Origin of the sequence: Nostoc sp. FACHB-152, from assembly GCF_014697475.1 — a bacterium.
In the GTDB taxonomy this organism is placed as follows: domain Bacteria; phylum Cyanobacteriota; class Cyanobacteriia; order Cyanobacteriales; family Nostocaceae; genus Nostoc_B.
The window spans coordinates 1-23,215 of record NZ_JACJRV010000093.1; the positions used below are offsets into that span (position 1 = coordinate 1).

Annotated in this window: 20 protein-coding genes and 1 pseudogene; 9 read left to right on the forward strand and 12 right to left on the reverse strand. The window is 41.4% G+C overall.

Annotated features, from left to right (window positions below):
• Positions 1-70: 70 nt before the first annotated feature.
• Complete coding sequence (locus H6G76_RS31775; protein ID WP_190709843.1) at positions 71-1,126, forward strand: serine hydrolase; 1,056 nt, start codon at positions 71-73, stop codon at positions 1,124-1,126.
• Here H6G76_RS31775 and H6G76_RS38165 read toward each other — a convergent pair.
• The 10 genes from H6G76_RS38165 to H6G76_RS31825 all read right to left on the reverse strand — a co-directional run bounded on the left by H6G76_RS38165 (position 1,112) and on the right by H6G76_RS31825 (position 10,717).
• Complete coding sequence (locus H6G76_RS38165) at positions 1,112-3,586, reverse strand: PAS domain S-box protein (protein WP_190709797.1); 2,475 nt, start codon at positions 3,584-3,586, stop codon at positions 1,112-1,114. The two genes, H6G76_RS31775 and H6G76_RS38165, sit on opposite strands and share 15 nt — an antisense overlap.
• A 470-nt stretch (positions 3,587-4,056) precedes the next feature.
• Positions 4,057-4,458, reverse strand: a complete 402-nt coding sequence (locus H6G76_RS31785; RefSeq protein ID WP_190709799.1) for a hypothetical protein — start codon at positions 4,456-4,458, stop codon at positions 4,057-4,059.
• A 197-nt stretch (positions 4,459-4,655) separates the two neighbouring features.
• A complete protein-coding gene (locus H6G76_RS31790) occupies positions 4,656-5,012 on the reverse strand; it encodes a hypothetical protein (RefSeq protein ID WP_190709801.1) in 357 nt (118 codons plus the stop codon).
• Between the two features lie 38 nt (positions 5,013-5,050).
• Positions 5,051-5,596, reverse strand: a complete 546-nt coding sequence (locus H6G76_RS31795) for a DUF1349 domain-containing protein (protein ID WP_190709803.1) — start codon at positions 5,594-5,596, stop codon at positions 5,051-5,053.
• Positions 5,597-5,661: 65 nt separating this feature from the next.
• Positions 5,662-6,285: a hypothetical protein gene (locus H6G76_RS31800; RefSeq protein ID WP_190709806.1), complete on the reverse strand. Its 624-nt coding sequence runs from the start codon at positions 6,283-6,285 to the stop codon at positions 5,662-5,664.
• A 155-nt stretch (positions 6,286-6,440) separates the two neighbouring features.
• Complete coding sequence (locus H6G76_RS31805; RefSeq protein WP_190709815.1) at positions 6,441-6,626, reverse strand: hypothetical protein; 186 nt, start codon at positions 6,624-6,626, stop codon at positions 6,441-6,443.
• 194 nt (positions 6,627-6,820) lie between these two features.
• On the reverse strand, positions 6,821-7,183 hold the full coding sequence (locus H6G76_RS31810) for a hypothetical protein (RefSeq protein ID WP_190709817.1): 363 nt from the start codon (positions 7,181-7,183) through the stop codon (positions 6,821-6,823).
• A gap of 35 nt (positions 7,184-7,218) precedes the next feature.
• The gene (locus H6G76_RS31815; protein WP_199337604.1) at positions 7,219-7,977 is read right to left on the reverse strand and encodes an ABC transporter ATP-binding protein; all 759 of its coding nucleotides are present in this window, start codon (positions 7,975-7,977) and stop codon (positions 7,219-7,221) included.
• A 23-nt stretch (positions 7,978-8,000) separates the two neighbouring features.
• Complete coding sequence (locus H6G76_RS31820; protein WP_190709819.1) at positions 8,001-9,218, reverse strand: ABC transporter permease; 1,218 nt, start codon at positions 9,216-9,218, stop codon at positions 8,001-8,003.
• The gene (locus H6G76_RS31825) at positions 9,215-10,717 is read right to left on the reverse strand and encodes an efflux RND transporter periplasmic adaptor subunit (RefSeq protein WP_190709821.1); all 1,503 of its coding nucleotides are present in this window, start codon (positions 10,715-10,717) and stop codon (positions 9,215-9,217) included. The genes H6G76_RS31820 and H6G76_RS31825 overlap by 4 nt, the downstream gene beginning before the upstream one ends.
• A 549-nt stretch (positions 10,718-11,266) precedes the next feature.
• Between H6G76_RS31825 and H6G76_RS31830 the strand changes: the two genes are divergently transcribed.
• Positions 11,267-12,601 carry a sensor histidine kinase KdpD gene (locus H6G76_RS31830; protein ID WP_190709823.1) on the forward strand — a complete coding sequence of 445 codons (1,335 nt, stop codon included), beginning with the start codon at positions 11,267-11,269 and terminating at the stop codon, positions 12,599-12,601.
• 15 nt (positions 12,602-12,616) lie between these two features.
• Here H6G76_RS31830 and H6G76_RS31835 read toward each other — a convergent pair whose 3' ends face one another.
• Positions 12,617-13,291: a response regulator transcription factor gene (locus H6G76_RS31835; RefSeq protein WP_190709825.1), complete on the reverse strand. Its 675-nt coding sequence runs from the start codon at positions 13,289-13,291 to the stop codon at positions 12,617-12,619.
• A gap of 2 nt (positions 13,292-13,293) precedes the next feature.
• Between H6G76_RS31835 and H6G76_RS31840 the strand changes: the two genes are divergently transcribed.
• Both H6G76_RS31840 and H6G76_RS37455 read left to right on the forward strand, forming a co-directional pair.
• Positions 13,294-13,446: a hypothetical protein gene (locus H6G76_RS31840; protein WP_190709827.1), complete on the forward strand. Its 153-nt coding sequence runs from the start codon at positions 13,294-13,296 to the stop codon at positions 13,444-13,446.
• Positions 13,447-14,415: 969 nt separating this feature from the next.
• A pseudogene (locus H6G76_RS37455) lies at positions 14,416-15,650 on the forward strand (IS4 family transposase); the annotation flags it as partial.
• Positions 15,651-16,002: 352 nt separating this feature from the next.
• On the opposite strand, the gene H6G76_RS31860 reads toward H6G76_RS37455, so the two are convergent.
• Positions 16,003-16,989 carry an NAD-dependent epimerase/dehydratase family protein gene (locus tag H6G76_RS31860; protein ID WP_190709830.1) on the reverse strand — a complete coding sequence of 329 codons (987 nt, stop codon included), beginning with the start codon at positions 16,987-16,989 and terminating at the stop codon, positions 16,003-16,005.
• A 184-nt stretch (positions 16,990-17,173) separates the two neighbouring features.
• Here H6G76_RS31860 and H6G76_RS31865 point away from each other — a divergent pair, with 184 nt between their 5' ends.
• The 5 genes from H6G76_RS31865 to H6G76_RS31885 are packed head-to-tail and all read left to right on the forward strand — an operon-like array spanning position 17,174 to position 23,119.
• Positions 17,174-18,070, forward strand: coding sequence for a helix-turn-helix transcriptional regulator (locus H6G76_RS31865; RefSeq protein ID WP_190709833.1), 897 nt, complete (start codon positions 17,174-17,176; stop codon positions 18,068-18,070).
• 36 nt (positions 18,071-18,106) lie between these two features.
• Positions 18,107-18,832 (forward strand): 2Fe-2S iron-sulfur cluster-binding protein, encoded by a 726-nt coding sequence (locus tag H6G76_RS31870; RefSeq protein ID WP_190709835.1) that lies wholly within the window; start codon positions 18,107-18,109, stop codon positions 18,830-18,832.
• Complete coding sequence (locus tag H6G76_RS31875; RefSeq protein ID WP_190709837.1) at positions 18,829-19,824, forward strand: xanthine dehydrogenase family protein subunit M; 996 nt, start codon at positions 18,829-18,831, stop codon at positions 19,822-19,824. Before H6G76_RS31870 ends, H6G76_RS31875 begins: the two co-directional genes overlap by 4 nt.
• A complete protein-coding gene (locus H6G76_RS31880; RefSeq protein ID WP_190709839.1) occupies positions 19,821-21,941 on the forward strand; it encodes a xanthine dehydrogenase family protein molybdopterin-binding subunit in 2,121 nt (706 codons plus the stop codon). The genes H6G76_RS31875 and H6G76_RS31880 overlap by 4 nt, the downstream gene beginning before the upstream one ends.
• Positions 21,942-21,955: 14 nt before the next feature.
• Complete coding sequence (locus H6G76_RS31885; protein WP_190709841.1) at positions 21,956-23,119, forward strand: XdhC/CoxI family protein; 1,164 nt, start codon at positions 21,956-21,958, stop codon at positions 23,117-23,119.
• The last annotated feature ends 96 nt before the right edge of the window (positions 23,120-23,215 follow it).

The following is a 23,215-nucleotide window of genomic DNA, read 5'->3' on the forward strand; positions in this document are numbered from 1 at the left end:
CATCCAAGGGAAACTACAGTACACAACGTGTTAGATTTAACTCTCATTCTTCTGCTTAACTGTTTGTTACATACTTGTAAATTTTTCCGCCGACCTACTTACAGTCCGACAAATTATTTCCCATAGCTCAGGACTTGCTGATGGGGGTGAGCCTTACGGACGTATCGATGCGGCTGCGCTCAAAGATTACGTTACCAGCCTGACACCAAAAAGCGCGTTTGCACCACCGGGAACAGTATTAAGTTACTCCAATCCGGCTTTCTCAGTTGCCGGACGCTTAATCGAACGGGTAAGCGGGATGAATTATGCTGATTACATGGACAAAAATGTGTTTCCTGCTTTGGGAATGACGCGTACAACTTTATTACCTAATGTTGCTTTGACCTATCCCCTAGCAGTGGGTTATCAACCAGGCAAAGCCGGACTAGAAACTGTGCGCCCTAATCCTGATAACGTCGCTGAATACCCCGCAGGGTTTGTCTTTTCATCGGTGGAAGACCTCAGCCGCTTGGTATTATTTCTCCTAGAAGATGGCAAACTCAATGGCAAAACCGTATTGAGTGCAAGTTCTATGCAAGCAATGAAAACGCCTGTGTTGAAAATTGCCTCATTGAATGTGGGCTATGGCTTAGGTTTAATTGTCGAGCCGAAAAATGACAACATTACAAATATTGGGCATGACGGCTCAATTAATGGTTATAGTGCTGCACTACAGACCATCCCATCCCAGAAATTTGGTATTGTAATTTTGGCTAATAAAGTAAGTTTTAACTCTACCCCAATTCTGGAAGCAGCTACACAATCTTTACTGAAACTGCCAAAAGCCAATCCTGCACCTTCAATTAAATTAGATGATACCGAACTCAAAGTCTATACGGGAAACTATTCTGTTTCTGGAATTACAGGGAAGCTAGGTACTCTGGCAATTGTTCTAGAACAAGGCAAGCTTAAGACTAAATTTGCAGGACAACCGGATCTCGAATTGCGATCGCTCCGCCCAGACACATTTGGGGTATTTTTAGGGAACACACAGATAGGAAATGCTGCTTTCCTGCGGGATAAAACAGGCAAGATTACTTTTTTGAGCTATGGGTTACGTGCATATCCACGTTTAAGCGATAGGTAAGGTAAACCAGAAAGTTGCACCTTTACCTGGACTACTATGGACTCCAATTTCTCCGCCATGTGCTGTGATAATTTGGCGACAGAGGTATAATCCTAAACCAATACCAGTAGAACGAGAGCGATGGGCTACGCCCCCCCGGAGGCGATCGCCTCTAGAATAGCGTTCAAATATTTCTGAGCATTGTTCCTCGTTCATACCCACACCATTATCCTGCACTAGACAACGGATCATTTCTCCTTCTAAGCTTGTTTGCAAAGTAATTTGTAACCCTGGAAGGTTATGATTTAGTGCATTACTGATTAAGTTTTCAAATACACGCCTTAATTGCAAAGAATCTGCATTCACAAGAGGCAAATCATCCAAAAACAAATTATGAATAGTTGCACGATTTTTTACAAATAATGATTCTAAATCTTCAGTAATAGATTTCACTAATTCACTAATTTTTACAGGTTCACAATGTAATGAAATTCCTTGAGTCTCACTAATATGTGTTTCCAACAATGAGTTAATTAGATGCAGTTGGCGTTCACCACTCTCAATCATTCTATCTAAAATATTCCGAGGTAAAGAGATATTTTCTACAGGTGATTGTTGCCAGTGTTTTAATAACATCAAAGTCCCTGTAATGGGTGTGCGTAAATCATGAGAGACAGCGTGTAAAAACTCATCTTGGCGTTTATATAAATCTTGTATTTCTACCATTCTTTGCTGCAATTGAGCAGTTCTTTCTTGTACTTTGTGTTCTAAACCGAGATTGAGCGATTGGATTTGTTGAAAGAGTTGAGCTTTTTGAATAGCAATTGCTACTTGTGTTGCTAATTGTTGCAGTAAGTCAATTTCTACCTGCTGCCAATGACGCACTCTCGAACATTGATGAACAACCAATGTACCAAAAAACTTTTCCCCCACCATAATTGGTACTGCTAAACAAGCTTTTACTTGATATTTAGCGAAATAGTAAGCACGCTTGGGAGAAAGTTGGATTTGGCTGATATCATCAATTTTTTGTAAATCTCCTTGAGAGAATAAACTTTTTATTTCTTGAATATAATCATTATATTTTAAAAAAACCTCTGAAATTGGTTGGCAATTTATAGCTACAGATTCAGCGAAAATCTTACTTTGTAAAATATCATTAAAGTTGCTAATAAATACTCTGTCGGCTTGAAGAAATTGACGAACTTCTGTTACTGTAGTGTTGATAATCTCCTCTAAATTCAAACTTTGTAAAACTCTCAGCGCAATTTCTGCAATTAATCGCTCTCGTTGGGCGGCTGCACGTAATTGAATTTCCCCTTGTCTGCGTTCAGTAATATCAATTCCAAACCCAAAGAAGAAGTTAAGCTCCCCATTTTCTTTAAAAACTGCTCTGCCATGCCAGTCTATAAGTAATTTATTACCACTTTTAGTTAATACATAGTTTTCTTGGTTGGGTAATAATTCTTGTACATTTGCTGACTGGAAAACTTGCGCCAGCATTTCTTGTTGCTCTGTCGGGACAAAATTAGCAAGATAATTAGTACCTACAACTTCCTCAAGAGTATAATCAAGGGCATTCAGCATTGCTTGGTTCATCATCCTCACTGTACCATCTGGATTGATAGCCACAAAAAAAGCTGGAGAAGTTTGCACGATTGTAGTATTAAAATCTCTTTGCTGACATAACTCTATTTCAGCAATTTTACGTTTGGTAATATCGCGGATAAATCCTTGCATCCCCACAACATTACCATCAATTATCACAGGTGTTTCTACAACTTCAGTGAATAAGGAATGCCCATCTTTATGGCGTGAAATTACTACAAATGGTTTATTGCGTTCCCCTGTTAGTAAAGCTTTATCAGTTAATTCAATAGCTTCTGCTTTAGCAGCATCATCTATCAAAAAATATTCACATTCTTTTCCAACTAATTCTTCTGGTGTATATCCTAATACTGTCTGAACTGAGGGAGAAATATATTCAAATATATGATTGTTATCGTGAACATAAAAAAATACTTGTTCACTACCTTCAACCATCATCCGAAATTTTTCTTCACTATGTTGAAGAGAGATTTCTGCTTTTCTGCTTTCTGTAATATCTTGACCAGTAGCAATAACATAACTAAGTTTTCCGCTCTCATCTACAAGAGTATTTACTGTCCAAGCAATTAATCGCTGTTTTCCATCTTTAGTTAATAAATATCTTTCGGATGTTTTGGGAAGTTGTTCAGTATTTATCTGATTAAATTCTAATTTAGCTAACTCTATTTCTTTTGGAAGTGAAAATATATCCCAGAACAATTTATTTTCTACTTCGGCAAATGAATATTGAGTTATTGCCTCACAAGCACTATTAAAACAGACAATTCGCCCTTGTTTATCAAGGATTATAATTAAAGCAGCAATCGTATCAAGAATTGTGGCAACAAAATCACGTTCTTGACTGAAATTTTTGATGATTTGTTGTAACTGCACAGTTATTTGATAGCTGAATTTATCGGTATATTGATTTACATAATATCAGGACAAATATGGTTGAACTAGAAAGAAAAACAAAAATATAATTTATCTATGGGGTTTCTCCTCTGCTCCCCATCATCTCTGCATCTTCATTGATTGAGTGAAGCGATCGCTCACATTTAGTGGCAATACCTTTGTATAAATAACCACCTATTTTTGGTAGTTTGGGTGCATAGAACTGCTCATTTGATGTTTAACTAATAATTTGGCATAACAGGTACGGAAGAACCAAAATAGGGAATCTAAAGATTGTATGTAATTGAATTGGCTTAATGATTCATACAATCAGGTGAAGTGCAGCATAAATATTCAAACCATAGCTAAAAAATGTAATACCTGCTGAACAGTAACAGCAGGTATTTTTGGCATATCTTCACTAGGTAGAATTAATTTATAGTAGTAAAATTGCTAATATTAGCTAATTTTTACTCTGCTGCTTGCCAAAATACATAAGGTCTACCACCTGCCAATTGCTTATTAATAATTTTTAGATATCCATCTCTTCCTTCTAAGTTAACGCGAAAATACACTTTACTATTGCGAAATTGAAAACTATACATATTTAAACTTGCTATTCCCACGCAAGAAGCATATTTTGGTAGTAAAGGAGCTTCGTACTCGACTAATTTTTGATGAGATTTTATAACTTTGGTATTATCAGCAATAGGTTTAATGTCAGCTACCACAATATGATCTGCTCCTCCTTCAAAACCAAATAGCATCCACCATAACCCTACATTAGCTGGGCAATTTCCTGATTTTCTTTCTACTTTGATTTTGGCACTTGGTTTGTCAAAACTTTGAGCTAGTGCTGAAGTTGATGCCATGATGCTGCTAGTAGAGATTAAGCTTAAAATACTTAGTGCCTGGAATACTTTAAACTTGTAAATAAGTGACATATTTCGATACTGTAGATGAGTTATGGTTACATTTTTGACAGGCAATATCTTCAACTATAATGCTAAGTTTACTGCCATAATTAATGGAGTTTATTATTCACTCATTTTTTCTACAAAACTAATATTTAGTTGCTGTGTATATAATGATTAATGTGTTCTAGCCAAGCTTGATTTGCATCAATTGAGAGAATAATTCGCTTGAAAAGCTCATTCTCAAGTTCTAGAGTTAAATAATCTTGGTTTTTCTTCACGTACCAAAATTCTTTACCTCTGTTACTGTAGTAAATTCCTGCTTTGATTATTCCTGGAATAACCAGACCAGGGGTACGGATTTCTAGGCAGCTACTTACTGGTTTATTAGTCGAAACAGCTTCGATATGATTGAGGGGAATTACAAAAGTTCTCTTGGGATTTAATGCTAGTAATTGCTCATGCCATTCCCATTCAATTTGTAGGTTTTGATTAACTTGAGTGATGTTCATATGATTACAGATATTTTGTCATTTAGTTTGTGATGTTACTATGGTTGAGTAATGTTAAAACCTTCAAAAACAACTGCAAAACCGTCCCCTTGAGGTGATGCACACATTAGCCCTACTTGTAATTTTTCTGCGTGGGTAAGATATGCCAGTCGTAGCATTTGATAATTCTCACCATTTAGAGAATATTGCACCTCTAAAGTTTCTAAGCGGCGCTGTAGGCGCAACCATAGAGCAACAGGTGGTTGTGATAAGGGTACTACAGACCAATCTGAATAATCTCTCGTCACTACCGCACTGACATTCTGCACTCCTTCAACGTACTCAATGCCACATTTAAGCCAGATATTTTCGTTCTCCCGAATCATCAATCCGGCTTGGTCATATAAAGCCAGATATTGTCCTATAATTTTGACTTCAACTGTAAAGTCACCTGTTACTTCCTGATAGTAAAAGTTGCCATTATCACGCATGAAATGATAGTGAGTCTTTTGCCAAAAATCAGTTTTTCCTCCTGCATTAACAGAAATAATTTCTGCCTGTTCATTCCAGGTACTAGGTTCGTTATACCACTTCATTTGATTCATAAATTTGAACTGCCAATAACAACAAAATAGAAACTTATGTTAGTGCTAAATAATTTTAATTTGCCTTAAAATGGAAATATTGCTGGGTTTTCTGGCGGTTGAGGAAACTGGATAGACGAGCCAAGATTATTATGAATATAAACTCGTAGTTTACGGGTCGGACAACGCCAATCATCTCCACTGATATTTTGACAACCAGCTCTTTGCATGACATCGTAAGGTATACCAGGGGCAGAATAACGCCAACGTCCTTCTGGTGTTGGCCCAGACCTTGCCCGTAATTCTAGATATTGTGGCTGATGATTGTGAACATAAACTCGCAGTTTACGAGTCGGACAACGCCAATCATCTCCACTGACATTTTGACAGCCAGCTCTTTGCATAACATCGTAAGGTACACCAGGGGCGGAATAACGCCAGCGTCCTTCTGGTGTTGGCCCAGACCTTGCCCGTAGTTCTAAGTATGTGCTTCCGTTTTTATAGTTATCCCAATTACTATTTCGCTGACCACGACAAGCGATCGCTGCATTAGTTTCAGAGATACCATCGTCTATGAGTGCTTGTATACATTCTCGGACTGATTCTCCAGCCCTTGCAGGCTGTGATAATTGCATTGATGCTCCAGTTGTTCCAGCTACGGCTAAAACAAGTACAGATAAATAAGTATAATTTTTGCGGTTTAGTTGCATAATTTTTCTCCTAATTGTCGATAGGGCTTTTGGTACTGGTTTAATCAAGTTGGAGATCGCCAGTATGATTACACCTGCAAACATAGGTACATAACTGAAAAGCAGTGAGTCTATAACGGATTGTTTTTGTCACAGCTTGAGGAACAAAACATTGCTTACCAAAAAGTTTTACGTTCCAGACAATAATTTGCTTTAACCTGACGCAAATGCTCAATAATTTGATTTTGTTCAACCAAAACCTCACCATCGTGAAAAGAGTTTTCTTCTGTTTTCATAGCAGTATTCCGCTTCAGCGAAGAGAAGTCTAGTCTGAATTTAGGATGAGCAAGTAAAGTATCCATCTGCTCTCAATGCCTCTATGAATGTCATGGTCAAATCATAAAGTCAGGCATCTCATTAAAACTTCCCGCAATTGTCTCACTCGATTAACTCACCCGATTGGATGAATCTGCGAAGTGAAATTAACTATTAGCCAATTTGGGTAGAGTGGATAAAGTTTGAAAATTCTATATTTTAGATACGTTCGCCCTGTCTCTTATCCCGGAACAGCAGGAACCTCTCGGAGCAAGTCGGGTTCGTTATGTACAAATGTAATTTGCAATGTTCCTACTAGCTCTTTGTCTTTGAGCGCCGAGTCATTAGCAGATTCATGAGCAGACATGAGTTGGGACAAGCTCTCTTGGCTCAAATGCAACCCTGTCTGTTGGAGAAATATAGCCAGTTTTTCCACGTAGGCGCTTGGTACTTCAAAGTTGATGCAGATTAAGATATTCGAGTATAAGTGAAAATCAGTAATCCAAGCTCCTGCTTTGTTAATCGCCTCACTTACACGAGCAGTCATTCCAATCCGTTCTGCTTTTGTAAACCCATCTAGACGTAGAAACTTTTGCTCAAACATAAGTTACCTTACAAGTGAATCAGGTTTAATTCTGTTCAAGAAACTACCATCTGGCTCAAGTCAGCAGGGGTAAGGTGAGAGTGCAACACTTCACCATCACGAAACCAGACGATGCGTTGGGTTTGGCGGGCAACTTCAGGCTCATGAGTTACCATTACTACTGTGATACCAGTAGCATTGAGTTCGCCGAAGATATTTAATACTTCTTGAGTTGTATGCGAATCAAGGGCACCCGTTGGTTCATCTGCTAACAGTAATACAGGACGGTTAACAATAGCACGAGCGATCGCTACTCGTTGCTGTTGTCCGCCAGATAATTGAGTTGGTTTATTATGCAAACGTTTTTCCAAACCTACCCGCTTCAAGGCTTCCGTGGCTCTTTGGTGTCTTTCATTAGCTTTGACACCAGCATATACCATCGGCAACATGACATTTTCTAGTGCCGTTAATTGGCGTAAAAGGTGGAATTGTTGGAAGACAAAGCCAATTTTTTGGTTCCGAATATGTGCTAATTTCTCATCATCTATCTGTGCCACATCAATGTTATCTAAGTAATAATTTCCTAATGTGGGACGATCTAAACAGCCAATAATATTCATAGCTGTAGATTTACCAGAACCAGATGGCCCCATAATCGAGCAATATTCACCCTGATAAATAGTTAAATTGACATTGTTTTGGGCTTTTACTTCTGTTTCGCCACTGCCATAAACTTTAGAGATATTTTCTAAGCGAATTATCTCTGGCGGTTCAATATTGAATTGATTATTTTGGATTTGAAATTGAGTATCCATTCTACTTTCTGCCTTCTGCCTACTTAAGCACTTCTTAAAGCCACAATCGGATCGAGTTTGGCAGCACGACGAGCTGGCACAACGCCAAAGAATAAACCTATACTGCCGGAAACGCCCACTGTCATGACAATTGCCACATGAGAAATTCCCGCTTCTAATGGTGTCAAAGCACCTAAGAGCAAAATTCCACCACCACTAATAGCTGTACCAATTAACCCACCTGCGGCGGAGAGAATGATTGCCTCAATTATGAACTGGAGAAGAATATCTTGTTCTGTTGCACCGATCGCTTTTCGTAATCCAATTTCTTGGGTGCGTTCAGTTACGGAGACAAGCATGATATTCATAATACCAATACCGCCCACAATTAAAGAGATAGCCGCGATCGCTGCCAACATAATTGTTAATCCACCAGTGATTTGACCAACTGTTTGTAAAATCTCTTTCTGAGAGTTGATAGTAAAATCATCTTCACCAGTGATTTTGTGCCGTAAGCGTAGTAAATTAGTAATTTGAAACTGGGCAGCATCTACACTCTGGGCGTTGCGAGCTGAAGCAGCAATGTAATCGAGAGATATACCATAGGGAGAATTCCTCCCGATAATGCGGTTGGCTGCGGTAGTTACTGGTATCAAAGCCGCCTCATCATAGTTGGTTCCGATACTAGAGCCTTTGCCTTTGAATACGCCAATGACTTGAAAACTACTATTTTTAATTCGCAATTGTTCGCCGATGGGGTTGAGATTACCAAATAATCGTTGTGCTAAATCTTCACCCAGAACAGTGACTTGGTTTTGACGCTTAATATCTATGTCTGTAAAAAATCGCCCTTGGGCAATTTTAAAGTCTCGCACTTGGGGAAAACTAGGAGTTGTACCAATGATGCTGGCATTAGTATTGCGATTTAGGTAATTAACTGACTGTCTGCCATTGAGTTCCGGCGCAACTCCCGCTATTGATGGCACTTGAGCAGCGATCGCTTGGGCATCTGCTAATACTAAATTCTTGGAGATATCGGTACTGATGCGTCGAGTTTCTTGATTACCTGGAATAATAAAGAGAACGTTAGGGCCTAAAGATTCTAATTGCTGATTGACAAACTTTTGCCCTGCTTCACCAACACCAATCATGGCAATTACTGAGGCATTACCAATAACAATACCCAACATTGTCAAGGTGCTACGTAATCTATTAGCTAACAGGGTTTTGCCTGCCATTTGCATACTTTCTAAGAAATTCATTGTTGTTTTTTCGCCTGTTCGCGTTGATAGTCTTGGGGTGGATTTAAAAATATGCGATCGCCTGCGTTGAGTCCTGATAAAATCTGCGTTTGGTCTTTGACTTGCGCTCCAATTGTGACCGGACGAAACAAAGGTTTATTTTTGGCATCTGGCACTAAAACCCCAGTTGCTCCTTTATCGGTAACAATCGCTACTGTTTGTACTAGTAGCGCACCATTAACGTTGTCGCCCAAAAAGGTCAAATCCACATTGAAACCAGAGCGCAATACTTCTATACCAGTATCTATAGCTACACGAACTTGGAATAATGTCACGCCTTCTTCCTTAACAGCTTCAGGAGCAATGAGGCGAACACGGCCTTTAAATACTCGATCGGGATAGGCATCAGTAGTAATTTCTACTGGCTGTCCTACTTTGATTCTGCCAATATCAGCTTCTGGAACTTGCGCCAGCACTTCTAAACCTTTGGCTAAGGCAACTATCGAACTAGAAGTAGCCGAAGCACTAGAAGAGGCAGAAGTAGATGGTGCTACATAAGCGCCGTCATTGGCATATTTCTGTGTCACAATTCCGGCAAAGGGAGCGCGGATGATCGTATCTTGTAATAGAACTTGTGCTGCTTTTAGTTGTGCTTCTTGAGCAGCTACAGAAGCTTGGCGTTGGGCAATGATTTCAGGACGGGTACCATTTTCTAAAAGCTGCAATGCAGCCTGTGCTTCTGAAACGGCGGCTTCTCGTTGGGCGATTTCTTCGGAACGAGAACCATTACGCAACCTTGCTAGTTCTTGTCTTGCACCTTGAAGACTTGCTTGGACTTGTTCGAGATTATCTCTGGCATTACGTTCTTCAGTTAATGCTTCATCTAAATAATCACGAGACACCGCGCCTTGGGATGCAGGGTATTGTCTGCGCTTAACCCGTTGAGCCGCTAGTTCTAAACGAGATTTGGCTTGTTGCAATTGTGCCTGAAATTGATTTACCTGAGCCTCAGCTTTAGCAATATCCTCTTGACGACTTCCCTCCCGTGCTTCGGTTAATTGAGCTTGGGCTTGTGCCAGTCGCGCACGGGCTTGGGCGATTTCTTGAGGAAGACTACCAGCTTGGGCTTCGGCAAGTTGTGCCAAAGCTTGTGCTAAGTTGCCTTGGTTTTGGAGAACTTGCGCCCGCACATTGGCACTATCCATGACCGCAATAATCTGTCCAGCAAGCACGCGTTCGCCTTGTTCTACTTTTAGTTGTGCAACAATTCCTGGCTGTTTTGGGCTAACATTTACACTTTGAACTGGTAAGACCTTACCACTGGCAGCAATCCGTAAAGTCACATTTTTGGCTTCTACTGGGACAGTAAGTGCTGCAATGTCTTCTTGGCTTGTTCCCTGATTTACAAGGGAATAGGTCGCACCTGTACCAACAACTAAAATACCTGCGGCTAGTCCCGCTAGCCAGCGATAGGGATGCTTAACTTTACCAATTACAGGAATTTCTAAATATGTGGTCATAACATAAGTCTGTTTGAAAACAGGGAATAGGGAAGAATGATATTTATGTCCTTGTTGTGTGATTTATCACATGGGAAGCCAGCTTGAATTTAGGATGAGTAAGTAGAGTATTCATAAGTTATCAACGCTTGTCTAAATGCCATGACCGAATCATAAAACTAGGTATCTTGCTCTTACTTCCCGCGATTGTTTGACTCGGTTAACTCACCCGATTGGATGAATCGGGTGAGTGAGATAACCTGTTACACCATTTGGGTGGAGCGAATAAAACATTGTAATTTATATAATCAAGTTTGTTATAGCAATCGTATTTGATTTGTGAGAATTTGCAGTGTTCAAATATCCGACTTTTTTAAAATGTCGGGAGTCTAGTTTCTCCCAATTGATTTAGAACTGCTATCTACCTTTTAGAAAAAAGAATGTGACACTTATTAAAAGTATAAAATTTTGGTTTTTATTACATTGAGTTAATTTCTGATATTTAGATATTCAATTTCTATTTTTTTAAATAGCAAAAAGGTATTTATGTCGTTACTAAGTAAAACATTTATGAGACGATTAATTAATCATATTAGTAGCAAAAAACGACCTAATACTGTAATTTTTTCGTCAGAATTTTTGGCATGGCGACAGCAATTTCTCCCTAGTCGGATTCGTTTACTCGCTTGGGTTGTTTTCATTGTTTTGGTAATGGTAACGATTTTTCATATCACCATTACTATTCCTAGCTTGAATGCTTCAGGTGATCCGAAATTAATATTTGATGCCAACCGGATGCGCCAATATTTAGAAGTGGCAGTTACTCAAATTTTAAGTGTCGGTATTGGCTTGTTATTAGCTAAATCTAATGTATTCCAGAAGTCTCCAGAACGAATGTTTCTACTACTGAGCGGATTGGTGCTAATGCCGTCTCAAATCATCGCTACATTACGAGGACAAGCTAGTTTTGATGGGGATATGTGGATTTTATTTTATGCGATTCAAGCTATATTAATTCCTGTGCATTGGCGATCGCATCTCATAACGCAAGTAACTGTGATTGGCTATTTTGCGATCGCGATGCTGTTGGGTTGGCGCGATCCGAATGTGATTGTCCCAGCTGCCTATGGTTTGGGCATATTCTATACAATACTGATTTGCTTGGTCGCCGATGTGGGCGTATTTTTATATGAGCGATCGCTACAACGGGAATTTGAATTACGTCAACAACTAAGGGTTTTTCTCCATGCGGTATCTCATGATTTACGCAATCCTGTAATCGGTATGGTGATGACTTTAAAAACTTTTTGGCATCCTGAACAACACACTGCACAGATTCCCCAAGAATTACTCAAGCACATAATTGACAGTGGCGATAGACAGGTTGCTTTAATTAACTCACTGTTAGAAGCACACGAAACCGAAGTACATGGAATTGTACTACATCACCAAAGAGTGAAACTGCATGATTTAGTCAAATCTGTGATTACCGACTTACAACCCTTTATCCAGCAAGCAAACGCCACAGTAACATATACGATTCCCACTGATTTACCCCCTGTGAATGCCGATGCACTCCATCTGCGCCGAGTGTATGAAAATTTACTTTTAAATGCACTGCGTTATAACCGACCGGGGGTAAATTTGACCTTGGATGCTGTTGTAGGAGAACATCTCAACAACCAAATCCGTTGCACTGTTCAAGATGATGGTGTAGGGATGACACAACAGCAGTGCGATCGCTTATTTGAACTCTATAGCCGTGGCCCTAATAATCGTCAATCACTTGGTTTAGGCTTAGGACTCTACATCTGTCGGCAAATTATCACGGCTCATGGCGGCAAGATTGGAGCGATCAGTAGTCCGGGTAATGGTGCTACCTTCTGGTTTACTCTACCTATATAGCAGTTCTCAGTCTAATCACGACATCAAGCCCGATCGCAATGCCACTACAGCTGCTTGTACTCGGTCATTCACTAGCAACTTATTCATAATTCCGCGAACATAGGTTTTGACTGTATGCTCACTCAGATATAACGCTTTAGCAATTTCTGGATTACTGTAGCCTTCAACGATGAAACGCAACACTTCTAGTTCTCTGTCTGATAATGTTCCAGGGGGAATAGACTGAGTAGTTTTAGATGCGGCTGTAACGGGTTTAAGTTGATCAACCACGGTTTTTGCTACTTGAGCATCCAAATAAGTAGCTCCTTGATGAACCACATCAATTGCTTTCACTAACTGCTCTGCACTCGTTCCTTTGACACAGTAGCCATCAGCACCGCTAGAAAGTGCAGCAACTACCTCCGTTTGCGAAGTATGGGAGGTGAGCATGACAATTTTTATATTAGGTAAAGCCTTCTTAATTTCTTGTGTAGCTGCAATGCCATCTTTGTGTGGCATTCCCACATCCATCACCACTACATCAGGCTGGAGTGCGATCGCTGCCTCTACACCTAAATATCCATCCTCTGCTATATCCACAATCTCAAGCTGAGGATAAGTAGAGAGTGTATGTTTTAACCCAATCCTCATCATTGGGTCATCTTCGACAATTAAAATTCGCAGCATTAATCGCTTCAGTTCTTCACTCATAAATGATTCTGTTGATTTTATTAGCGATCATGCCAGATTGTGACGATAACATCTACAGAATACCCAGTTCGCTACATCTAGCTACTACCTCTCAAAACGGTTGCGCGATTACCTACAGCGGGACGATCGCTTTCATGAATGCTCCTCAAAGATAGCTTTAGTGTAGTTCACTACAATCTTCTATCCAATGAGTTGGCGTAAATAGAAGGTTCGTGCAACCAGGGGCAACCTTGTAAAATTTAGTAAAAATCACCCTTTATTTAGCCTTAATTGGTAAGAAATACTAATTACAACATTGCCTAGTTTGTCTCCTTTTAGGCAATGTTTTTTAGTTTCGAGACGGAGCAATAATACTTTGAAACAAATACTTTTATGTACTCCAAGCTTCGTTTTAGGCAATGTTTTTTTACTGTCTCTGCGCTAGAAAAAGATTTGTGCAACTTATCTTTTTACGATGCCTGCGGCGGGCGTAGCCATTGCGCTTAAATCTCGTATCAATCTCTGTAACTGTTGCTGTATAAGATTTATAGCCATAGGCTGCACTTGGTGACACGAACCTTCTATTTACGCCGAGTTGCGTTAATCCCTATGGTACTTTTCGTTTGGATCTCAATGTCAGGTTGCCAATTGAGACGGGGCGAATGTGTCTAAAAATACGCTTTGTTAGTATCAATACCTTTGCCAAAATAAGAGCCTAGATAAATTTTGGCAAAAACGGCAAAACTAAGAACATATAAGCGGTTTGATGAAAATGTAGTTTGGAATCTGAAACCCTTATCACTCGTGAGGTTTTAGACTAAGGTGTGTTTTGTCAATGAGCTAAAATACTCAAATTTATCTAAATAGAAATGATAATCATGCGGCGGGGGGAGGGGGAAGGAGGCGAGCGACGCTCGCCTCCTTCCCCCTCTTTTTGATTATCATTATCATAAAAATTTTTAGCAGATAAAATATGGAACGAAAAAGTATTGTAACAACACAATAACTTGGGAAGAATTGAACCACATTGTTAGGTAAATTCAGTAATTAAACCAGGTGATAGAAAACTGAGTTTACTACCATGCCTAAAGCTGCAAAACGAAACTCTGACCATGCACAACGGCACAACACTCCTAGCATAAATAATGAAGCTATCTCTCAACAATTTCGTTGCTTTATTAACTCCAGCCATCTTTGCTCAACAAAAATATTATAAGCAACTAGGATTGCGAGATAGAGTTCTCAATTTATCTTTGATGGTGGCAGTAGTGTTAACACTGTTGTGGCGGCAAGTTCCTGGGGTACAAGAATTAACTAGATTATTAGCTAGAGAAGATTTATTATGGTGTCGTGCCACAACAATTGCTCAAAAATCACTTTCAGAAAGATTTTTAGTATTTCCATCTGAGTTATTTGAGCGAGTATTTAAAGATTTAATACCTCAATTACATCTCAATTGGCAACAAAGGCTCAGACGACCGCTTCCAGATAGCATTAAGTTTGCTCTCAAGCATTTTGATCGGATATGGATAGCTGATGGCTCTACTAATAACGCTTTATTTCTCAAGCTAAAAAGTCTGGAGGACTTGAAAACAGGTCAGTTAGCTGGAAAAATCTGTACAGTTATTGATTTGGTTACTCGTTTACCCATTGAGGTTTGGTTTCACACCAACCCCGCCGCTTCAGAAACTAATTTTGAGCTTCCACTACTGAATTTATTATCTGCTAAAACTCTGATTTTACTTGACAGAGGTTTTTATCATTTTCATTTCTTTCAACAACTTATTGACCAAGAAGTTCATTTTATTACTCGTCTAAAAGCACTCAGCAGCTATTAAGTATTTAAAAATTTTTAGTTATGACCACTTAGTTAAAGACCGATTAATCCAATTAGGTACTGTTCGTCGTGGCGCACCAGTTCTCACTTTACGTTTAATCGAAATCAAAGTTGGTAAAACTAGCTATTCTTATATTACTTCTGTTCTTGACCCTCAAATTTTACCTCCCTACGCCGTCGCTGACTTATATGGACGAAGATGGAGAATTGAAGAAGCTTTTTATTCTGTTAAACGTTTATTAGGATTATCTTATTTGTGGACTGGTTCTATTAACGGAGTCAAGTTACAAGTATGGGCTACTTGGCTATTTTATGCTGTGTTAGTTGATTTAGGCGATGCTGTTGCGGATGAATTATCTCTCCCATTTGACCGGATTTCTTTAGAGATGATTTATCGTGGTTTGTACCATGAAGAGCGTTGCTTATGACAAAGGAAAGGCGGATGACCCCATTAAGTACTTTGCCGCTTCCGAAAACCAAGACTTAGGAGTTGTCAAAGCCCTACGAAAACCAGTCTCTAAGCTGGATTTATCTCCTTTTCCTGCACCCTCTTGACAAATGTGCAATTCTCTTAACCTCTCACGGATGAACCCTTATCCTGCCGTCAATACGTTAAAAAATCCTTGTGGGAAACCTTAAAGGAATTTTTAGGACTGATTGTTTTGGCAACCCTCAAAGAAATGGGAGTTAATGCTTAAAGTATCATCATCTCACCCTCGTAAATTGGCGAAGGTATTGAAAGATACACCTTAAATTTCATACGTTCGCGCCTAAAAAAGCGATCATATTTTCTTCTCCAGCCACAGATCCGCAAGAAAGGAGAATAATTAAAAATCCTTACCTGTTTTGATACAATCAGTCCAAAAATGTACGGAAAAAGGTTTTAAGCGATAAATCATCTCATCATACAGAGTATAGCGGTTTCTTTATCTTGTGATAAACCACTGGCATATTCTGGCTGTTCGACTTGATCCCATTGCCAAATATCACGAATAGTTTCAGCTAAGGGACGAAAACGCAATCCATTCGCCAGTGCTTTGCTATTACTCAAACAAGGGAATGTATTCTGCATCGTTGGCGGAAGCCACAGAGGTAACTCTTGCCAATGTTGTATTCCTTGTGATTCTAAAATTTGTCCTGGAATCCATGTGAATGTGGCATTAGAGCCAGTAACCTGCTGACAGGTTGCTAAAAATTGACCTAACTTCAGAGAGTAATCAGGCCCTACAGCGTTATATACTCCTGCTTTGTGAGTTGATATTAGCCGATAAATCCATTGCACCAAATCTCGTGCATCGATATACTGCACAGGTAACTCAGGACTCTCCGGTGCTAAAACTTCCCTTCCTTCACTAATCCGCCGTATCCAGTAGGTGAAACGTCCAGTATTGTCATAGGGGCCAACAATCAATCCTGGACGAGTAATTAACCCTCGCTCACCGTAAACTTCTTGCACTACCGACTCTGCCATAGCTTTAAGTGTGCCATAGGCTTGAGCATTCATCTCTTGAGGAAGCTCTTGATTTATAGGGTAAAGCGGTAGTGTTTCATCACCATTAGCTTGAAATTCAGGATAGACACTAATGGTAGAAATAAATACGTAAGTATTTACTGAATCCTTTAATAGTTCTGCTGTGTCCCTCACTAAGTGAGGCAGATTGGGAAAATAGCCGGCAGTATCAATGACGACATCCCACTTTCTTCCCTGCAAAGCTGCAAGGTCGCTTTTGACGCGATCTCCTACTAATTTTTCTACATTGGGATATAAATCATTATTGGTTTGTCCTCGATTGAACAGAGTTACCTGATACCCCTGATTCAAAGCGATTTCTACAAAATGTCGTCCTAGAAATCGAGTACCACCTAGAATCAATACCTTCATAATTCCATCCTGATTAAACACTAGATGTAAGGATACTTTGAACTATAATTCTAACTAAATGAAAACATTACCTAAATAAGACGGGTGAGCTTGAGTAATCTGGCAAAATCTGGACAATTGTTTTTGATATAAATCCAATTTGTCAAATATCAAGAAATTTATCAAGACAGGTGATGGTAGCTTTATGCAGCAGACAACAGATAGTCCCTACTATCAGGTTATTAATCCACACCCACTATTGACTCCCTATATTGGCTGTTATTGGATTTTGCGAACTACCAAAGCCAGCAAACTCCGACGAGAACTCATCCTGCCAGATGGCTATACAGAACTCATTCTCAATTATGGAACGTCTTATTTCTGGCACGATCGCGATCGGCAGATTGAGCGTGTAATCAACACAGTTCATATTGTTGGTGAGCGGGATTTTTCAGTGATGGTTGATCTCAATGGTGGTTTAAATCAGTTAGGTGTGAAGATTAAGCCGATTGGTTTATTTGTATTGCTGCATCAACCACTTAATTTATTAGCAAATCAGATATTAAAACCGGATGAATTATCGGTTTCTGTGTTGCAAGAATTGTATGAACAAATCTATGAAGCGGACTGCGATCAATCCAGAATTAACTTACTCAATAAATTTTTTCTTAAGCGGCTTTTAACAGCAGATTTACCCGAACCTCTTATTGGTCAAGCATTACAAATCATTCTACAACAACAAGGCAATCTGCGTATTGACGCGCTCGCAGACCACCTAGATGTACATTATAAAACCTTAGAAAGAAAGTTCAAAACATACGTTGGCTTGAGTCCTAAAACTTTTGCCCGTGTTTTGAGGTTTAAGAATACTTACAAGAAATTCCACGAAATTGCTCATCACGACTCATCTTTTTTCCTGGACTTGGGCTACTACGATCAGAATCATTTTATCAAAGACTTTAAGTATTTTTTGCACACCACTCCATCTAAGTATTTTCGGCATCGGCAATCTCTGTCGGATGAAATTGTGCGTCGGGGATTGGTAGAGCGAGAGATGTCCAAAATTTACTATCCTTCAGCAGTTGAGTTGCGCCATGCTTAAGCTGACACTCTCAATAAAAAGCTCGAAGAAAAAACAATGCCACCGGAACACAGAAAACCATCGACAAGTTCCCGACGATGGTTTTTGGGACAAGCTTTAACTGCCGCCGGAACTGCGATCGCTGCTCCCAATTTGCTCAATACCGTCGAAGCTAGGGAAACTCCGCAAACTGCCCCTGATCGCAATTCTCCCATCCAAGGTGAAACACAGGTAACGCTGACCATTAATGGAAAACCGCATACCGTCATGATTGAGCCGCGTGTGACACTACTGGATGCGCTGCGGGAACGATTGGCACTCACAGGCACGAAAAAAGGATGCGATCATGGTCAATGTGGTGCTTGTACGGTGCTAGTTGAGGGAGAGCGAGTCTACTCGTGTCTCTCATTAGCAATCATGCAGGAAGGTAAACAAATCGTGACAATTGAAGGCTTGGCAAGGGGTGAACAATTGCACCCAGTGCAAGCTGCATTTATAGAAAATGACGGCTTCCAGTGTGGGTACTGCACGCCGGGACAAATTTGTGCGTCTGTTGCCCTACTTAATGAAGTTCAACGCGGTGCAAGCAGTGTGGTAACGCCTGATTTGACCCATCCTCCAAAACTTGCAGATATATCAGAAGTGGAAATTCGGGAACGTTTGAGTGGGAATCTCTGCCGTTGTAGTGCTTATAACGGCATTGTGACCGCAGTACAACAAGCCGCCGGACAAACTCCACCTCCACCTGATGCTCTCATGCTGATTCGGGAGGTAGGGACATGAATAATTTTTCTTACGTCCGTGCTACATCTGTACTAGAAGCGATCGCCCACTCATCAAAAAACCCGTCTGCCCTAGTCATCGCCGGAGGTACAAATCTAGTTGATCGCCTCAAGGTGTTTTTGGATCAGCCATCGCAACTAGTTGATGTGTCTCGCTTGGATCTCAAGCAAATTGAACCTACGCCAGAGGGCGGCATCCGCATCGGAGCGTTAGTAACGAATACTGCTGCGGCAGATCATCCGCAAATCCGGCGCAATTATCCTCTGTTATCCCGTGCGATTCTGGCAGGTGCATCTCAACAAATTCGCAATGTGGCGACTGTCGGGGGTAATTTGATGCAGCGCACTCGCTGTCCTTACTATTACGACACGGCATTTGGGTGTAACAAACGGCAACCAGGGTCTGGCTGTCCGGCTATAACTGGTGTGAGCCGTAGTAATGCTATTTTGGGGGCTAGCGATCGCTGTGTGGCTGTACATCCTTCTGATATGTGCGTGGCCTTAGCAGCTTTAGCAGCCGTGGTGGAAGTCGAAGGGCCACGGGGCAAACGTCAGATACCTTTTGCAGAGTTTCATCGTCTCCCCGGTAATACTCCAGAACGCGACACTAATTTAGAAGTTGGGGAGTTAATTACAGCCGTAACCCTACCGCCTCTGCCCTTTGCTCAATCTGGAGTGTATCTCAAAATACGCGATCGCGCCTCCTATGCTTTTGCTTTAGTCTCCGTTGCCGCAGCCCTCGATTTATCTGGTGGACGCATCCGTAATGCACGATTGGCAATGGGTGGCGTAGCCCACAAACCTTGGCGATTGTTGGCAGTGGAACAGTTTTTAGTCGGTAAATCAGTGCAGGATGACACCTTACGGCAAGCAGCAGACCTAGCTTTGCGGGATGCTAAACCATTGACTGGCAACAATTTCAAAGTTGAATTGGCGAAACGAGCCATTCGCCGAGCGATCGCCGTTGCAGCTAAGGGAGGGGGAGTAGGATGAGTAAAGTAATTGGCACATCGGTAAATCGCAAAGATGGACGGGCAAAGGTAACGGGAAATGCAACTTATGCCGCAGAACATCAAATTCCAGGGCTGATGTATGGCTATTTGGTAACTGCAACCATCGCTAACGGACGTATTCGCAGCATGGATATAGAAACAGCCAAGCGATCGCCAGGAGTTTTGGCTATCTTCACTCACCGCAATGTCCCCAAAATCTTTAAACCTGCCAATGACTGGCAAGCATCTAAAATTTCCGAATCCAGATTACCCTTGTCTGATGACCGCATTTATTACGCAGGTCAAATCATTGGATTGGTGGTTGCAGATACTTTAGAGCGGGCGCGTGATGCCGCCAATCTGGTGCAAGTGGAGTGTGAAACGCAGCCACCCCTGATTGATACCAACAAAGCCAGCTATATCAATCAAAAGGATTATGAGTTCCAGAAAGGACAATTGACAAAGGACAATTTTGCCACAGTGGTAGCAGGAGCAGCCGCTACTCTGGAGGCTACCTACACCACAGAGGTAGAACTGCATTCTCCCCTAGAACCTCATGCCATCATCGCTCATTGGCATAATGCCGACTCGGTGACAATTTATGAGCCGACGCAATGGGTAGTAATATCGCAACGTACCTATGCTGATTTACTGGGGATTCCACGGGAAAAAGTCCGCGTAGTCACTCCTTATATTGGCGGTTCTTTTGGGGGCAAAATCTTTCCCTGGCCTCACGCCATTCTTTGTACAGCAGTAGCACGGGAGATTAATCGTCCTTTAAAAGTAGTGGTTTCCCGTCGCCAAATGACTACCAATACAGGACACCGCGCCTCCACTGAGCAAATACTACGTCTGGCAGCTACCTCCAAGAGCAAACTGATGGCGATTGAACATATTGTTAAGAATGCTACTTCAACCGTAGAAAACTTTGTCGAACCTTGCACCAGTATTCCACCTGTAATGTATAGTGCGCCGAATCTCCGCTTACAGCAAGATTTAGCAGTGCTAAATGTCCCTACACCAACATATTTACGCGCACCTGGTGAAAATCCGGGGATGTGGGCGTTGGAGTCAGCAATGGATGAGTTAGCTTGGACTTTGCAGATAGACCCTGTACAGCTACGTCTCCTCAATGAGACTCAAGCGCATCAAAAAACAAATTTACCCTTCTCTGCCAAATATTTTGCCGAGTGCTTGCGAGTGGGAGCCGAGCAATTTGGCTGGAGTCAGCGTCCCAAACAACCGCGAGCCATGACCCGTAATGGGTTACAAATCGGTTGGGGGATGGCTGCGGCCAGTTTCCCCTGTTATCGGCGGGCGGGTACAGCCAAGGTGCGGCTGTTATCTGATGGTACTGCCCATGTGTTGACGGCTGGGAACGATATCGGCACTGGTACTTATACAATAGTTGCCATGACGGCGGCGGAAGCTCTAGGGTTACCTGTGGAGAAGGTGCGCGTAGAACTAGGGGACTCAATTATGCCAGATGGTGGCTTGGCGGGTGGCTCATCAATGGCGGGTTCTCTCATGCCTGCTGTAAATCAGGCTTGCCAAGATTTGCTCAAACAAGCTAAAGCGAAAACAGCAACAGAGGCGATCGCTATGTTGCGTCAGTCGGGAAGGGCCGCTATTGAAGTTACTGCTTCAACTACTCCTAATGACAAGGATAAAAAATTTACCTTTTATTCTTGGGGCGCACACTTTTGCGAGGTGAGTGTAGATGAAGAAATTGGGCGCTTGCAGGTAACTCGCTGGCTATCGGTGATCAATGTGGGGCGAATTCTCAACGCCAAAACCGCCGCCAGTCAAATACGTGGCAGTGTAATTATGGGAATTGGACAAGCACTGATGGAGGAATGCCATTTTGACCCCGCCAGTGGCTACCCCGTCGTTTATGACTTAGCAACGTATCATATACCGACACACGCAGATATCCCCCGCATTGAAGTTGTCTTTGTCGGTGAGCCGGATCTGAATGCCAATTCAATGGGGGCGCGTGGTGTCGGTGAAATCGGAATTACAGGTGTAGCGGCGGCGATCGCCAATGCTATTTATCATGCCACAGGCAAACGATTGCGGAGTTTACCATTTACACCAGATAAGTTGATTACTCAGTAAGTAGGTAATAAGTAATGAATGAGTTACAGCATATCTTGAAAGCATTTGCACAAAGCCAACAGTCCAGAAAGCTGACTGCTTTAGCAACAGTTGTACAAACAAGTGGCTCTGTTTATCGCCGACCAGGAGCGCGAATGCTACTGGTTGAAGATGGACAGATGATTAGTGCCATTAGCGGCGGTTGTTTGGAAGGCGATGTTTTTGAACGGGCGCAATCACTCATGTTCTACGGTGGTGAGCCGATGGTGGTGAGATATGACACTACATCGGGTGAAGATATTGTGTTTGGCTTTGGTTTGGGGTGTAATGGCGTTGTGGATGTTTTAATTGAACCTCTGGGTGATGAAACTGCTGCCAGTCAGATGTCTTTCATTCAAGAGTGTTTGCAGTCTGGGCAACCAGGGGCGATCGCTACTGTCTTTAAAATAGATGGAGTGTCAGATATTACAGTTGGTTCCCGACTGATGCTGAAATGGGATGGCACTGTTATCAATCATATTTCTCACGCTGTTATTGCTCAAACTATAGAAACAGACGCTCGCCATGTACTAAAGGAAAAACAAACTCGCGTACAATCCTATAACCTACCCGAAGGTCAAGTTGATGTGTTGATCGAGGTCATTGAGCCGTTAGTACCACTACTCGTATTTGGAGCAGGATATGATGCGATTCCCGTAGTGCAATTGGCTAAACATCTGGGTTGGCACGTTACCGTAATTGATCATCGACCAGGGTTTTTAACGAGCGATCGCTTTCCCCAAGCTGACCAAATTCTCTGGTGTGAACCAGATGATCCTCACTCTTACCAACATTTGTTAACACCGCAAACAGTGGCAGTTGTCATGACACACCACTATCTGAGCGATTTAGAATTTCTCAAGACTCTAATTCCGTCCCCAGTGCGTTACCTGGGGGTGTTAGGCCCAAAACGCCGGATGCAAAAATTGTGGGATGATCTGGCTAAAGACAACATCTTTGTCACGGTTGAACAAAAACAAAGAATTTATAATCCAGTGGGACTAGATATTGCTGCGGAAACGCCCCAAGAAATTGCTCTCTCCATCGTGGCAGAAATTCAAGCTGTGATTGGTGGACGTAGGGGTAGTTGTTTGCGCGATCGCCTTGGTTCAATCCACTCCTCTTTAGAACAACCATGTCTAACATTGGTATCATCTTAAGGGGCTACAAAAAGGGCTAGAATGCAGACAGAATAAGTCTCATAGCTCTTTGACCTTGTTGGTAGAAAGGACGCTTATTAGGACTTAATGTCAATA